The organism is Pseudoalteromonas sp. MSK9-3, from assembly GCF_003590335.1.
Classification (GTDB): Bacteria; Pseudomonadota; Gammaproteobacteria; order Enterobacterales; family Alteromonadaceae; genus Pseudoalteromonas.
In genome coordinates, this window is the sequence record NZ_MIET01000029.1 from 18,742 (window position 1) to 32,624 (window position 13,883).

At 43.2% G+C, this 13,883-nt stretch carries 13 protein-coding genes; 7 read left to right on the forward strand and 6 right to left on the reverse strand.

Features of this window, described 5'->3' with window-relative positions; genetic code table 11:
- Positions 1-2: 2 nt before the first annotated feature.
- On the reverse strand, positions 3-1,052 hold the full coding sequence (locus BGP78_RS12875) for a polysaccharide deacetylase family protein (RefSeq protein ID WP_119861745.1): 1,050 nt from the start codon (positions 1,050-1,052) through the stop codon (positions 3-5).
- A gap of 39 nt (positions 1,053-1,091) precedes the next feature.
- On the opposite strand from BGP78_RS12875, the gene BGP78_RS12880 reads away from it, so the two are divergent.
- Positions 1,092-2,360, forward strand: a complete 1,269-nt coding sequence (locus tag BGP78_RS12880; RefSeq protein WP_119861746.1) for an MATE family efflux transporter — start codon at positions 1,092-1,094, stop codon at positions 2,358-2,360.
- Here the strand turns inward: BGP78_RS12880 and BGP78_RS12885 are convergent.
- Together BGP78_RS12885 and nfuA are read right to left on the reverse strand one after the other, a co-directional pair.
- Positions 2,305-2,580 carry a hypothetical protein gene (locus tag BGP78_RS12885; RefSeq protein ID WP_119861747.1) on the reverse strand — a complete coding sequence of 92 codons (276 nt, stop codon included), beginning with the start codon at positions 2,578-2,580 and terminating at the stop codon, positions 2,305-2,307. The genes BGP78_RS12880 and BGP78_RS12885 overlap by 56 nt on opposite strands.
- Positions 2,581-2,587: 7 nt before the next feature.
- A complete protein-coding gene (nfuA, locus tag BGP78_RS12890) occupies positions 2,588-3,163 on the reverse strand; it encodes a Fe-S biogenesis protein NfuA (RefSeq protein ID WP_119861748.1) in 576 nt (191 codons plus the stop codon).
- Positions 3,164-3,309: 146 nt separating this feature from the next.
- Between nfuA and BGP78_RS12895 the strand changes: the two genes are divergently transcribed.
- Entirely contained in the window at positions 3,310-5,862 is a 2,553-nt protein-coding gene (locus BGP78_RS12895) for a M14 metallopeptidase family protein (RefSeq protein WP_119861749.1), read from the forward strand.
- Here the strand turns inward: BGP78_RS12895 and BGP78_RS12900 are convergent.
- Positions 5,842-6,522, reverse strand: coding sequence for a ComF family protein (locus BGP78_RS12900; protein WP_119861750.1), 681 nt, complete (start codon positions 6,520-6,522; stop codon positions 5,842-5,844). The two genes, BGP78_RS12895 and BGP78_RS12900, sit on opposite strands and share 21 nt — an antisense overlap.
- A 63-nt stretch (positions 6,523-6,585) precedes the next feature.
- On the opposite strand from BGP78_RS12900, the gene bioH reads away from it, so the two are divergent.
- The 3 genes from bioH to BGP78_RS12915 all read left to right on the forward strand — a co-directional run bounded on the left by bioH (position 6,586) and on the right by BGP78_RS12915 (position 8,652).
- Positions 6,586-7,323, forward strand: coding sequence for a pimeloyl-ACP methyl ester esterase BioH (bioH, locus tag BGP78_RS12905; protein ID WP_119861751.1), 738 nt, complete (start codon positions 6,586-6,588; stop codon positions 7,321-7,323).
- A 101-nt stretch (positions 7,324-7,424) separates the two neighbouring features.
- Positions 7,425-7,733: a hypothetical protein gene (locus BGP78_RS12910; RefSeq protein WP_119861752.1), complete on the forward strand. Its 309-nt coding sequence runs from the start codon at positions 7,425-7,427 to the stop codon at positions 7,731-7,733.
- A gap of 16 nt (positions 7,734-7,749) precedes the next feature.
- A complete protein-coding gene (locus tag BGP78_RS12915) occupies positions 7,750-8,652 on the forward strand; it encodes a putative metalloprotease CJM1_0395 family protein (protein WP_119861753.1) in 903 nt (300 codons plus the stop codon).
- A 100-nt stretch (positions 8,653-8,752) separates the two neighbouring features.
- Here the strand turns inward: BGP78_RS12915 and BGP78_RS12920 are convergent, their stop codons facing one another.
- Positions 8,753-11,074 (reverse strand): Tex family protein, encoded by a 2,322-nt coding sequence (locus tag BGP78_RS12920; RefSeq protein WP_119861754.1) that lies wholly within the window; start codon positions 11,072-11,074, stop codon positions 8,753-8,755.
- Positions 11,075-11,164: 90 nt separating this feature from the next.
- On the reverse strand, positions 11,165-11,641 hold the full coding sequence (gene greB / locus BGP78_RS12925) for a transcription elongation factor GreB (protein WP_119861755.1): 477 nt from the start codon (positions 11,639-11,641) through the stop codon (positions 11,165-11,167).
- Positions 11,642-11,835: 194 nt separating this feature from the next.
- Between greB and ompR the strand changes: the two genes are divergently transcribed.
- The gene (gene ompR, locus BGP78_RS12930; RefSeq protein ID WP_119861756.1) at positions 11,836-12,555 is read left to right on the forward strand and encodes a two-component system response regulator OmpR; all 720 of its coding nucleotides are present in this window, start codon (positions 11,836-11,838) and stop codon (positions 12,553-12,555) included.
- Between the two features lie 8 nt (positions 12,556-12,563).
- Positions 12,564-13,877, forward strand: a complete 1,314-nt coding sequence (gene envZ, locus BGP78_RS12935) for a two-component system sensor histidine kinase EnvZ (protein WP_119861757.1) — start codon at positions 12,564-12,566, stop codon at positions 13,875-13,877.
- Positions 13,878-13,883: the final 6 nt, after the last annotated feature.

A 13,883-nucleotide genomic window follows, 5' to 3' on the forward strand; every position in this document is an offset into this window, starting at 1 on the left:
ATTTAGTTATCAGCCAGTGAGTTTTGTATGACAACCCATGGCTGAGAGTACCAGTAATACGTACCTGGTAGACTTTTCACGGGTGCCGTGCAGTTATATCTAGAGCGACCTACGGGTAGTTTTTTAGGTGAAGTGACAGATACGGTGCTGTCATTTATCCACTTCAATGTAGCCGCTCCAACGCCGGATACAAAGCATGCAAATTGCGTATTCTGAAAAGGCTTTTCGGCAAAACTGAGGGTCACATTGGGTTGTGTTTGCGTGGTGACTGAATCACTATATTTTACGGTGTCGATAGCAAACGGGTGAGCGTGTATTTTGGTTTTTAGAGTATTTAAATTGCTATAAATACCTGATGCAGGGAAGCGAGGCAGACGGGTAAAGTCTGATGTCACCCCAACCGCCCCAGAGTGTTGCCCGATACCGGTATACCCCAAATCAGACACCAGGCGCTGTAAGGCATTGTTAAACTCGCCATAAGGGTAGGCCAATAATTTCGCATGGTGACCTATTTCTTTGTGAATTCGCTGCTCTGACCAAGTAATGTCGTGACTAATGCGGCGATACCATTGTGCTTGGCTTTCACCTTGTAAGCGTTTGTGCAGATAATCATGCTTAGCACTGTGGTTTGCGATGAGTGCACCACGTTTAGCGAGAGTTCTTAATTGATCCCATGTCATAACATAGCTTTGTTGCTCGTCGATGAGTTGTGGGTTAACGAAAATTGTATAGGGATAATTAAAAGCTTCAAGGATCGGGGCTGCATCGGTAATATTGTTATCGTAGCCATCATCAAAGGTGATCGCCACGGTATTGGCATTGACTGTTTTTCCCTCCTTAAGATGATTTAATAGCGTGTCGAGAGGGACAACATTAAAGTTGTTGGTTTTTAAATACTGCAAATGAGACTTAAATGTCTCGCTACTTACCGAGGTTACGGCAGGCAGCTTTTCGCTCACGTGATGATACTGTAAGATCACGGCTGCAAATACATTGTGTGTCATTAATACTAAGGCCAACCAAATAATATGGGTCATTTTTTTAGCAAACATAAGTCCTACCACTTCGCTTTACTCCTACTTGCGGGACCAATGATTTTATCAAATATTTCAGTGCCGTTACTAGGGCTGGTTGATACTGCTGTGATTGGTCACCTATCAAGTGCACATTATTTAGCTGGTATAGCATTAGGTTCTAGCAGTATTGCGGTATTATTTTGGCTAGCCAGTTTTTTGCGTATGAGTACCACTGGCGTAATAGCTCAGGCGTTTGGTGCCAAAGACTTTGATAGAATTAAGCAATTGCTAGTCAGTAGTTTACTGTTGTCTTTGCTATTCGCATTAACTTTAATTGCACTGAGTCCGACGTTACTTTCGGTGATAGCTTCCTTATCTCAATCATCTGAGCAAGTTATGGTGCAAGCGAGTACTTACTTTTCTATTCGTATTTGGAGTGCACCAGCTGCTTTAGGCAATTTAGTGCTGCTGGGTTTGATGCTGGGTATGCATTATGGCAAAGGACCCTTTTACCTGGTGCTATTTACTAATTTGGTGAATATCGTACTTGATGTTGTCTTTGTGTTAGTGCTTGACTTAGGGGTTGCTGGCGCGGCGAGCGCTTCTGTAATTGCTGATTATAGTGCGTTGATCCTGGCCATTTATTTAGTCAAAAAATTATTTAGACGTTATGGCGTTATTTGGAACATTCAGTTTCCATCAAGAGATAGTGTTGCGCGGTTATTAACTTTAAACCGTGATATTTTCATTCGATCTTTGTTATTACAGTTGTGCTTTAGCTTTATGACCTTTTACGGTGCACGTTTAGGGGAAGTGACACTTGCAGCCAACGCGGTGTTGTTAAATTTTCTGATGTTGGTCAGTTTTGCATTAGATGGTATTGCCTATGCAGCAGAAGCGAAAGTAGGCGCAGCTAAAGGGGAAGGTGATCCTGCACAAGTTAGATTGTGGGTTAATGTCAGTGTTTTTTGGGGGGCGGTATTTGCTTTGGGTTACTGTGCCTTTTTTGCCTTATTAGGGTCATCAATAATTACTTTACTGACAAATATCCCTGAAGTTATCACTGAGGCAAGTCTGTATTTACCTTGGCTAATAGTGCTCCCAGTTATTGCTATGGGCTGTTTTTTATTTGACGGTGTATTTGTGGGCTTGACTCGGGCTAAGGAAATGCGTAACTCAATGTTTATTGCGGTTGTGCTTGGTTTTTTTACACCAGTCGTGCTGACATTAGAGTGGGGTAATCATGGCTTATGGTTCGCAATGAGCTGCTTTATGGCAATGCGTGGTGCTACTTTGTTTTATCGTTATCGGCAGATCTGTCATCAGGGTGCATTGTTACAATGACTTGGGAAAAGCGGTTAGCAAATATGCCAACATAGCCCCAGCCGGAAAAAAAAAGCGCTGGGGCGAGTAGCCCCAACCCAATAAGCTGTACCCAAGCATGGTGGTAATAACCATAGGCAATGGCGACTAAACTCAGTGCGAATAGCCCTAAACCAATAAAAAAGCGTTTAAGGCTGAGCTTGGGGTGCTGGCCCAATTTATAAATGACGGATTTTAACATCGAGCGTTTAGTAGTATGAGTGATCGCCAGCTTGGTGTTCAGTAATATCACGTACTCCAGTGATTTCATCAAACTTAGCCACCATTTCTTTTTCGATCCCTTCTTTGAGGGTGACATCAATCATTGAGCAGCCATTACACCCGCCACCAAATTGTAAGATTGCAACACCTTCCGCTGTGATCTCAACCAAGCTAACTTGACCGCCGTGATTGGCAAGTTGCGGGTTTACTTCTGATACCAACATATGCTCAACACGTTCGTTTAAATCAGCATTTTTACTGAGCTTTTTCGCTTTGGCATTCGGTGCTTTTAGCGTCAGTTGAGTTCCCATCTTATCTGTGACGAAATCAATTTCTGCTTCTTCTAAAAACGGTGCGCTTTCAGCATCGACAACGGCATCGAAGCCATTAAATGGTAAGCGAATATCGCTTTCTTCTACGGCATCTGCTGGGCAATAAGAGACCCCACACTCTGCCTGTGACGTACCTGGGTTTACCACAAACACGCGGATATTGGTCTTTTCTGCTTGATCGGAAAGCAGTTTAGCAAAATGGGATTGAGCTGTTTCTGAAATGGTTATCATAACTGTGACTATTACTTGACTAAATTACTCGGATACTTCGTATGATACTCCCCTCATCGTATTGTCGCTAGTGTTGGACGTAAAAATTTGGCAACTTATGATTAGACTGTTAGCGTTTAAACAATCATCAGTATTAAGGTCTTGATATGCGGCTTGTATTATTATGTTTGGCAATGGTTATTTATTTGCCCCTTACAGTAGTGGCAAAACCACTGAGTTATTATTTTTCTGAGGATGTTCAGTTTGATCCGACTATTCCTACACCCAGTGATGTTTTGGGGTATGAGGTTGGGCAGTGGCATGTACGACATGATCAATTAGTGCAGTATATGCGCGTCCTGGCAGATAAAAGTGATCGTGTTGACATAAAAACCATTGGTTATAGCCATGAGCAGCGCCCTTTATTGCTTTTAACGATTACGGCACCAGATAAACTACAACGTATTGAGCAGATCAGAGCACAGCATCTAGCACGACTTTCGTCTTCAGAGGTAAAGACAGAGACACCTGCAGTGGCGTGGATGGGGTATAGCGTACACGGTAATGAACCCTCAGGCAGCAATGCCGCACTGCTGGTAGCCTATTATTTGGCTGCGGCTCAAGGAGACGCGGTACAGACGTTACTTAACAATACGATAGTGTTGTTAGATCCTTCTTTAAACCCCGATGGCTTAGCGCGTTTTGCGCAATGGGCTAATAGTAATCGAGGTATGAATTTGTCTGCTGATCCGCAGCACAGAGAGCATGTTGAAGCTTGGCCTTCTGGGCGCACCAATCATTATATGTTTGACTTAAATAGGGACTGGCTGTTGCTGCAACATCCAGAATCACAAGCAAGAGTGGCGCAGTTTCATCATTGGAAGCCTAATGTATTAACAGACTTTCATGAAATGGGATCCAATAGCAGTTATTTCTTTCAACCTGGTATTGCGTCACGTACCCACCCTTTGACGCCAAAAATGAATGTTACATTGACAGAAATATTAGCGACATTTCATGCTAAGTCATTAGATAAAGATAAACAGTTATACTTTACCCAAGAGAGTTTTGATGATTTCTACTATGGTAAAGGATCTACCTACCCAGATGCTAACGGCGCGATTGGCATTTTGTTTGAACAGGCGAGTAGCCGTGGGCATGTTCAAGATACCGTTAACGGCCGGTTGAATTTTTCTCAGACCATAAAAAACCAGTTAACGACCAGTTTATCGACGTTTGAAGGCGTTATAAAAAATAAGGCGAAGTTACAAGCATACCAACAGCAGTTTTATACGGGGGCGAGCGCACTCGCAGAGAAAGAAAAATTTGAAGGGTATGTGGTGGCAGCAGGCCACGATAAACAAAAATTTGAACAATTTTTGTCAGTGTTGTCACAGCATCAAATTGAGGTATTTGAACTCACAAAAGAGTACAAAGTGGGTAAATATCAGTATCAAAAAGGCGATATTTATGTGCCTTTATCACAATCTCAGTATCGTTTAATCAAAGCGATATTTTCAGAACAGCAGTCCTTTCAAGATAATACCTTTTATGATGTATCAGGATGGACTTTGGCACATGCGTTTAACCTACAGTTTGCTCAGGCAGCTAGCACATGGGGACTTAAGGTTGCAGATGAGCCATGGCGGTCGCCTATAAAAGAGCAATTCTCAAAATTATCAGAAACCTATGCATATGGGTTTTCATGGCAAGCATGGAATGCACCAAAAATGCTGAATTACCTACTGAGTAATGACATTGAAGCACGTGTTGCGATGAAATCATTTACAGCGGAAACAGCGGGCTTACAACATGATTTTTCAGCGGGTAGCATCATTGTTCCAGCAGGGTTACAACGTAATGCACAATGGTTATCAGTGCTCAATAATGCTCAATCGAAGTTTGCTGTAAAAGTTCACCCAATAGACACGGGTTTGACGAGTAAAGGTATCGATCTTGGTTCACGTAATATGAGAGCGTTGTCTCTACCTAAAGTTTTACTGGTAGGCGGGCAAGGGAGTAGCCAATATGAAGTCGGAGAGGTTTGGTATCACTTAGACAAGCATCTAGGTATCGCACCGACGTTAATAGAACAACATAGATTAGGTAAAGTCGATTTAGCACGTTATAGCCATGTGATATTGACGGATGGCCGCTTCAATAAGCTTTCTGATCGAGCTAAAGTTGCGCTGACTGGATGGGTTAATAAGGGCGGTGTTATTTGGGGCCATAAGCGGGGAGCAAAGTGGCTGATGGATAGCCAGCTTTTAAATGCACAAAGCATCACTCGCAAAGAGATGGCTGAGCAGTTTAATACTGAGGGGTTACAATATGGAACGCGTGATGCGCTAGCTGCAAAGCAGCGTATTGCAGGGGCAATATTTGCGACTGAATTAGACTTATCTCACCCATTGTCTTTTGGCTTTCAACGCCGCTTGCTGCCCATGTTTAAAAACAGTACATGGTTACTTAAGGCCCCTGAACAGCCATTTCTACTGGTGAATAAATATACCAAGGACCCTCTGTTATCAGGGTATGCTGCAAAAGAGAATGTCGCGAAAATCAGTGAAAGTGCAGCAGTGGTTGCACACAGGTATGGCCAAGGGAGTGTGATTGCAAGCTCCGATAACCCCGTATTTAGAGGTTACTGGTATGGTAGTAGTCGGTTATTAACTAACGCACTCTTTTTTGGCCATACGCTATCTGTGCAAGGGCGTTAGTGCCGTTGCAATAGCATCAACTTGCAGCGCACCAGCATCTAAACATGCTTGCGCTGCGGCATTCATCGTCGCCCCAGTGGTTATAACATCGTCAACGATGGCGACTTTTAGGCCGGTCATTACGCCTTTGACCTCAAAGGCATCGTGTGTATTTTTTCTTCGTTGTATACCTGTTAGGTTGCTTTGTGCCTTAGTGTTATGGATGCGAAGTAAGCTTATTTTTGAGGCTAAATAGGTGTCGATACAGCATTGCCATGTTTGGTTGACTTGATTGAATCCCCGATTAACTAACCGAGTGGTGTGTAGTGGCATGAGCACGGCGATATCAGGAGCCGTGTCCTCATGTAACAAGTACTGCGTCCATTGGTGCACAATCACTTGTTGTAGCGCTGCTTGGTAACGAGTTTGATGATGGAACTTGTAGCCACTCAGCCAACTTTTAAGCTGGCCTTCATACCAGCCACAAGCCATTAACCTTGTTATATTGTCTAACTTAAAATCCCGACAAATATCTGGCCGATTGAGGAGGTTTCCTTGTGAGGGGGCAAATAAACTCAGTTCATCGAAACAGTATTGGCATATTGCTTGGTGCTCAATAAGGGGGTTTTGGCAACAAATACAATAATTGGGCACGAGCCAATTAGCTACTTTCCTTAGCATGTTGGTTACTTTCCTTGGTCTTGTCGGTATCATTGTTGTAAGTTTGGTTGAGGACCTAAAAGAATGCAAAAAGAGTTAGTACTGTTGCACGGCTGGGGAATGAATGCCCAAGTGTGGCAGATGGTAAAGCCTGAGATTGAGCAGGTTTTTAGTGGTGACGTACGGAGTATTAATTTACCAGGTTTTGGCGGTGCCCCGAGTCCTAAACTGGACTACACGTTAGAAACGGCGGCTAAGTTAGTGGCTGAACAATTAAAACCAGAAAGTATCATTATTGGCTGGTCGTTAGGTGGCTTGTTTGCATTGTATTTGGCGCGTAATTTTCCTGATAAAGTCAGTAAGGTTATCTTAATTGCGGCTACGCCCTATTTTAATGAAGTAACGCAGTGGCCAGGTATACAGGCAAATGTATTAGATGCTTTTCAGGTGCAACTTGAAAAGAACGCAACTAAGACTATTGAACGTTTTCTCGCTATTCAAGCGATGGGGAGTGAGCATGCCAAAGAGGACATTAAAAGCTTACGGGCTTTATTAGCGCAGGCCCCAGCTCCAGATCCTATTGCATTAAAAGCTGGTTTAGATATTTTGAAAACACAGGATTTGCGTACTGATATGGCTATGGTAGAGCAACCTATTTATGGTTTATTTGGTCGCTTGGACGCTTTGGTGCCAAAAGCTGTAATAGATAAGATACGTGGTTTAAATTCGAATTTTCATTGTGAAATTTTACCAAAAGCATCCCATGCGCCTTTTATTTCTCATCGTTCTGAATTTATAACTTTCCTAAAATCAGTACTTTAAAATTATGGTATCACGCCACGTGAAAAAGACGTAAATCATGCTTTATTTTTATGACTTTTTGCGCAATAATTAACCATATATAAAAGTTTTTGGAGCATGCTATGCCAATCGGTGATGTACTCAACAATGGGATAGAAGGCTTTAACAGAGCAACACAGGGTATTGAGCGCGCGAGCGCTGAAATAAACCGTGCGACAATTGAAACACAAGATGAAAACCAGCAGGCACAGCAGCGTCAGTTGCAAGGTGCACGCCCGGAGGAGTCTGTGACGGCACCTGTGTCTCAACCTGCGAAAATTGATGAAGCATTGGTTAATTTAAAAGTAGAAGAATTTAATGCGAAAGCAAATGTGCAAACTATTCGCACTGCTGACGAAGCATTAGGTACTTTAATTGATATAAAGGTATAAGTTTTACAAAAATGGTATGAGTATTGTAACGTCCTCTCCGGCGATGAATTTAAATACTGCCAACGTCTACACTGAAACAGCTAGGCGCGATAATCAGCTGCGTGAAGTGATCCCAAAAACGGCCCCTCCCACTGCAGCTTTCACTGAGAACAAAGCGGTCAACGACGGTGATAAAGCAAAAGCGAACTCACCAGACGATAATGCTTTGTACGATAGTTCTGGCAAATTAGCACAGAACAAAACAATTGATGAAAAAGGGGCTCAAGACGGCGACGAACGCCAACCTAAATCTGATGAAGATGCACGCAGCGAGCAAGAACAGGCTGATGAGCAGGTTGAGCAAAAGCAAATACAAGAGCTTAAAGCGAGAGACACCGAAGTACGTTTGCATGAGCAAGCACATGCTCGCGTAGGTGGGCAGTATGCCGGTTCTCCGAGCTATGAATACCAACGTGGCCCAGATGGTAATAACTATGCGGTAGGTGGGCAGGTAATGATTGATGTGGCAGAGATCCCAGGGGATCCTGCAGGCACAATCGATAAAATGCAAACTGTACGCGCTGCTGCATTAGCACCAGCTGAACCCTCTGGTGCTGACCGAGCGATTGCAGCCGACGCCACACAAAAGCAAGCAGCTGCGCAAGCTGAATTAGCCACACAAACCATTAGTAGAAGTAATGATGAAGAGCAGCAGGGTACGACTCGAGTTGCTGGCTATGAGACGCGACGACTGGCCGAAGATGATGAAGAAATTGTTGAGCGCGATTCTGCTGCATTAAAAACAGACGGTGGGCCTTACTCTGTTGCGTTACCAATAGAGCGAGATCCTCAAATACAAGCGCGGTCTTTGCGCATTAGTGACTTCTACCAGCAAGCGGTACAACCTGAGGGCGCTGCTTCTTTATCACTGCAAGCGTAATTCGATGATAAAGCGCGTGCAGTGAGTGCGGGTAGATACCATAATAATCAGTCACAAAAAAGCCCATTCAACGATGGGCTTTTTTATTTAACTTGATTAATTACTTTTTCATTTTGGCGAAGGCTTCGGCAAATGCATTCCCCATGGCTGCATTACCTGAGTCTTTTTTAGGTTTTGCGCTGCGGTTGTGCTGCTTAGGCGCTGCCGATTTTTGCGTACTTGGCTTGCTCTTAGCTTGTGTATCTTGTGGTGTAATTTCATCATTCAAGCGCATAGTAAAGCTAATACGTTTGCGCGCAACGTCAACTTCAATCACTTTTACTTTTACAATATCACCCGCTTTAACTACTTCACGAGGATCAGAAATAAACTTATTGGTGATGGCTGAAATATGCACTAATCCATCTTGATGAACCCCTACATCAACGAACGCACCAAAATTAGCAACATTGGAGACAACCCCCTCGAGGATCATACCAACTTCTAAGTCTGATATTTTTTCAACACCGGCTTTAAACTCTGCTGTTTTAAACTCTGGGCGAGGATCTCGGCCAGGTTTATCAAGTTCTTTAATAATGTCGGTGACCGTTGGCAAACCAAACTTTTCGCTGGTAAAGTCATTGGCTGCTAATTGATTCAATAATGTGCTGTTACCGATAAGCTCTGTGACAGGAAGTGCTTTTTGTTGTGCAATTTGTTTTACGACTGGATAAGCTTCAGGGTGCACAGATGAGGCATCTAGTGGGTCTTTACCGTCGAGTATGCGCAAGAAACCTGCAGCTTGTTCAAACGCCTTTGGCCCCAACCGTTCCACTTTTTTCAGCTGGTTACGTGCAGTGAATGAGCCGTGCTCGTCACGATATTTAACAATATTGTTAGCCAGTGTTTTATTTAAACCTGACACACGTGTTAATAGGGGGGCAGAAGCCATATTGACGTCGACACCAACAGAGTTAACACAATCTTCTACGACCGACGTCAGTGTTTGACCAAGCTGACTTTGCGATACATCATGTTGGTATTGACCTACACCGATAGATTTAGGCTCAATTTTTACTAATTCAGCCAGCGGGTCTTGCAAACGGCGTGCTATGGAGACAGCCCCACGTAGTGACACGTCTAAGTCAGGAAATTCATTCGCGGCAAATTCGGAAGCTGAGTATACAGATGCGCCAGCTTCACTGACCATGATTTTACTCAGGGTAAGTTCTGGGGCTGCTTTTAATAGCTCAGAAGCCAATTTATCAGACTCACGAGAGGCGGTTCCATTGCCAATGGCAATTAATTGCACTTTATGCTGACGGCATAATTGTTCTAGTGTGCGTAGCGATTTGTCCCAATGGTTTTGAGGTGCATGTGGGAAAATAGTATTCGTGGAGAGTAATTTCCCCGTGCTGTCGACCACAGCGATTTTACACCCTGTTCTAAGGCCTGGGTCAATCCCTAAGGTAACACGAGGTCCCGCCGGTGCAGCCATCAGCAAATCTTTTAAGTTTTTAGCAAATACGTCAATGGCACCTGTTTCAGCGGTTTCACGTAGCGACCCGAGAAATTCGTTTTCTAAATGCAGTGATAATTTTATTTTCCAGGCCCATTGCACAACGGTCATTAACCATGCACTGGCATTGGCGGATGTAACATTGAGTTGGTAGTGATCTGCTATCATTTGCGCGCAAAACTGTTGGGGCTCTGCAACGTCTGGTTCTGGGTTAATAACCAATTGTAAAATACCTTCGTTACGCGCTCTTAGCATTGCTAATGCTCTGTGAGAAGGGACTTTGGTTAATTTTTCACTGTGCTCGAAATAGTCTCGGTATTTGTTTCCTGAGTCTTCTTTTCCTTTAACGACTTGTGCCTCAAGTTGACCATTTTGTTGAATATGTCGACGAAATTTGGCAAGTAGCTTGGCATCCTCAGCAAAGCGTTCCATTAGAATGAACTTGGCTCCATCTAATGCCGCTTTACTATCACTGATCCCATTCTGGTCATTCACATAATCTTGCGCTAGTTGCTCAGGAGATAACGTGGCATCATTAAATAATGCCTCAGCGAGTGGTTCTAACCCAGCTTCAATCGCGATTTGGCCTTTTGTACGGCGCTTTGGCTTGAACGGTAAATATAAATCTTCTAACTCAGTTTTACTTTGTACGTTATGAATGTCGGCTGAGAGTGAGTCAGATAACTTACCTTGTTCTTTAATGGTAGAGAGAATAAAGCTTCTACGTTCCTCTAACTCTCGTAAATAGCCTAAACGTTGTTCTAATAAACGTAGCTGCGTATCGTCTAGTCCACCAGTGACTTCTTTACGATAACGGGCGATAAACGGTACCGTTGCCCCTTCATCAAGTAATGCCGTTGCAGCGATAACTTGCTGCTCTTTTGCGTTTAGCTCGTGTGCTAAACGTGCAGAGATATTGCTCATGCAAAATCCTTATAAAGTTCAATGCTATACGCGTTTTTATTGGCGTATGTCTATGGTCTAACTATATCACAGCAAAAGGGAATAAGAAGCTTAGCTGATCACGTAATCTATTTTGTTAACAAACCAAGTTTTTTCGCCCTCTGGGGTGTTAACGGTAAAGTCATCATCCACTTCTTTTCCGAGTAAAGCCCGCGCCATGGGAGAGTCGATGGAGATGTAATCGTTGCGCTCATATATTTCATCTGGCCCAACAATTCTAAATTTTTTGCACTCTTGCGCGTCATTTTCAATTTCGACCCATGCACCAAAAAACACTTTGCCAGCCTGTTGCTGGGAATATTCAATAATTTTTAGATCGGGTAGTCGTTTTCTCAGATACCTAACTCGCCTATCTATTTGCCTTAAAACACGTTTATTAAATGTATAGTCGGCATTCTCAGAGCGATCGCCTAAGCTCGCAGCCCACGATACAATTTTGGTGATTTCAGGGCGTTTTTCATGCCATAAGTGGTCATGTTCTTGCTGTAATTTTCGGTACCCTTCAGGGGTGATCAGATTGGTTTTCATTTACTTGATATGCTCTGAGTTAGTGCTGTGACAACTTAAATAAAAAATAAATATATGTCGAGCTTTCTAGATTAAACTACCTAATTTTTTTGTTTGTAACGTTCCGTAACAAAACTTCTTTCAAGGTATGGTGTCTAGATGGCATTTTTTCAATTATATTAAGCCAAGGTATTCAATAAAAAGAAGAATCAACAATGGGTAATGAAACGACCAAAGTGTTAGTCGTAGATGATGATATGCGTTTACGTAGCTTGTTAGAGAGATACTTGGTTGAACAAGGTTTTATTGTTCGTACTGCAGCCAATAGTGAGCAGATGGATCGTTTACTAGAGCGTGAAAATTTTCACTTGATGGTGCTTGATCTGATGCTGCCAGGTGAAGATGGGTTATCTATTTGTCGCCGTTTAAGACAAAAAGAAAATGAGATCCCCATTGTGATGTTGACGGCAAAAGGCGATGAAGTAGATCGAATTATTGGTCTTGAGTTGGGAGCTGATGATTACATACCAAAGCCGTTTAACCCCAGAGAGCTGTTAGCAAGAATTAAAGCGATTTTACGTCGCAGGGCAAAAGAAGTGCCTGGAGCGCCTGCTGCTCAAGAGAATGAAGTGGTATTTGGTATTTTTAAACTCAATCTAGCAACACGCGAAATGCAAAAGGGGAATGAAGTGATTTCGTTGACTAGCGGTGAGTTTGCTGTCCTTAAAGCATTGGTTAATCACCCTCGTGAGCCACTTAGCCGAGACAAGCTAATGAATCTGGCTAGAGGGCGCGATTATAGTGCGTTGGAAAGAAGCATTGATGTACAAGTCTCCCGACTTCGTCGCATGATTGAAGAAGATGCCACCAACCCTCGCTATATTCAAACAGTTTGGGGACTCGGCTATGTCTTTGTGCCTGACGGTCAAGGCTAGTTGTATTTATGAGTTTATTTCCAAAAAGTGCATTCGGACAAACCGTTTTTTTTGTTGGGGCGTTATTACTCGTAAATCAAATAATGTCTTACATCACGGTGACCCTTTACGTTATTAAACCAACATTTGAGCAAGCGAATTTAATGCTCGCAAAGCAAGTGAAAACAGTCTTTATTGATTGGGAAGATGGCGCTGAGGTGTCTTCAGAGTTGTCTGATGTGTTTTTTGAGATAACGGGTATAGAGGTGATGACGCAAAGAGAGGCCTATATTAATGGTCTTGGTGACGCCAAGGAGTACACATTATTGTCTCAGAGCATGTCTGAGCAATTAAATGGTTCAGCACGAGTGAGGATAAGCCAAGGCGACCCGATTGTGTATTGGGTTGAGGCGCCACAAGCTCCAGGATATTGGGTGCGGGTGCCCTTAACAGGTTTTAGTGAAGCAAAGCTCGAATTTTTGGTTTTTTATCTTTCCAGTATCGGTTTTTTAAGTGTGCTTGGTGGATGGTGGTTTGCTCGGCATCTTAATCGACCGCTAAGAGCATTACAAACAGCGGCTGGGCGAGTCGGTGTTGGGGATTTTTCTACCCGTCTGGTAGAAAGTGGTGCGACTGAAGTTATTGAAGTGACGAAGGCATTTAATCAAATGTCAAAAGGGATTGCTGAGCTTGAAAGTGACCGTCGTTTGCTGATGGCGGGGGTGTCGCATGATCTACGCACACCGTTAACTCGTATACGGCTGGCAACAGAGATGATGTCAGATGAAGAGGATTACCTCAAAGAAGGGATCATTGACGATATCGAGGATATGAATGCGATTATCGATCAATTTATTGAATATTTACGGCATCATAACTCCAGTGAGATGGTACTAGAAGATATTAATACTGTGGTAGAAGATGTGGTCAATGTGGAGCAAAAGCATAAACGAACGATACAGCTTTCAACGCAAGCATCTTTACCGTCGGTATTGTTAAACACTGTTGCATTAAAGCGGGTGTTAACGAATATGATTGAAAATGCAATTCGTTATTCAGACGGCGCTATTTCAGTGTCTACGGAGTTCAGTAAAGAGCACAGATCAGTCCTAATTAAAGTACAAGATAGAGGCCCAGGTATTCCAGAGAGTGAATTGGAAACGGTGTTTGAGCCGTTTAAGCAAGGAGATCAAGCTCGCGGTAGTGAAGGGAGTGGGTTAGGGCTTGCGATCATTAAACGCATTGTAACCACGCATGGGGGAACAGTGAGGTTACGCAATCGCAAGCAAGGCGGGTTAAGTGCAGAAGTGTTGTTGCCAGTGATGAATGTAAACCAAAACTAGCATCGT

Coding starts and splice junctions, on each gene's coding strand:
- BGP78_RS12900 (WP_119861750.1), bottom strand. CDS start 6,522: ATGCTAAGGAAAGTAGCTAATTGGCTCGTGCCCAATTATTGTATTTGT.
- BGP78_RS12875 (WP_119861745.1), bottom strand. CDS start 1,052: ATGTTTGCTAAAAAAATGACCCATATTATTTGGTTGGCCTTAGTATTA.
- bioH (WP_119861751.1), top strand. CDS start 6,586: ATGCAAAAAGAGTTAGTACTGTTGCACGGCTGGGGAATGAATGCCCAA.
- BGP78_RS12895 (WP_119861749.1), top strand. CDS start 3,310: ATGCGGCTTGTATTATTATGTTTGGCAATGGTTATTTATTTGCCCCTT.
- nfuA (WP_119861748.1), bottom strand. CDS start 3,163: ATGATAACCATTTCAGAAACAGCTCAATCCCATTTTGCTAAACTGCTT.
- BGP78_RS12920 (WP_119861754.1), bottom strand. CDS start 11,074: ATGAGCAATATCTCTGCACGTTTAGCACACGAGCTAAACGCAAAAGAG.
- BGP78_RS12910 (WP_119861752.1), top strand. CDS start 7,425: ATGCCAATCGGTGATGTACTCAACAATGGGATAGAAGGCTTTAACAGA.
- BGP78_RS12880 (WP_119861746.1), top strand. CDS start 1,092: ATGATTTTATCAAATATTTCAGTGCCGTTACTAGGGCTGGTTGATACT.
- BGP78_RS12885 (WP_119861747.1), bottom strand. CDS start 2,580: ATGTTAAAATCCGTCATTTATAAATTGGGCCAGCACCCCAAGCTCAGC.
- BGP78_RS12915 (WP_119861753.1), top strand. CDS start 7,750: ATGAGTATTGTAACGTCCTCTCCGGCGATGAATTTAAATACTGCCAAC.
- envZ (WP_119861757.1), top strand. CDS start 12,564: ATGAGTTTATTTCCAAAAAGTGCATTCGGACAAACCGTTTTTTTTGTT.
- greB (WP_119861755.1), bottom strand. CDS start 11,641: ATGAAAACCAATCTGATCACCCCTGAAGGGTACCGAAAATTACAGCAA.
- ompR (WP_119861756.1), top strand. CDS start 11,836: ATGGGTAATGAAACGACCAAAGTGTTAGTCGTAGATGATGATATGCGT.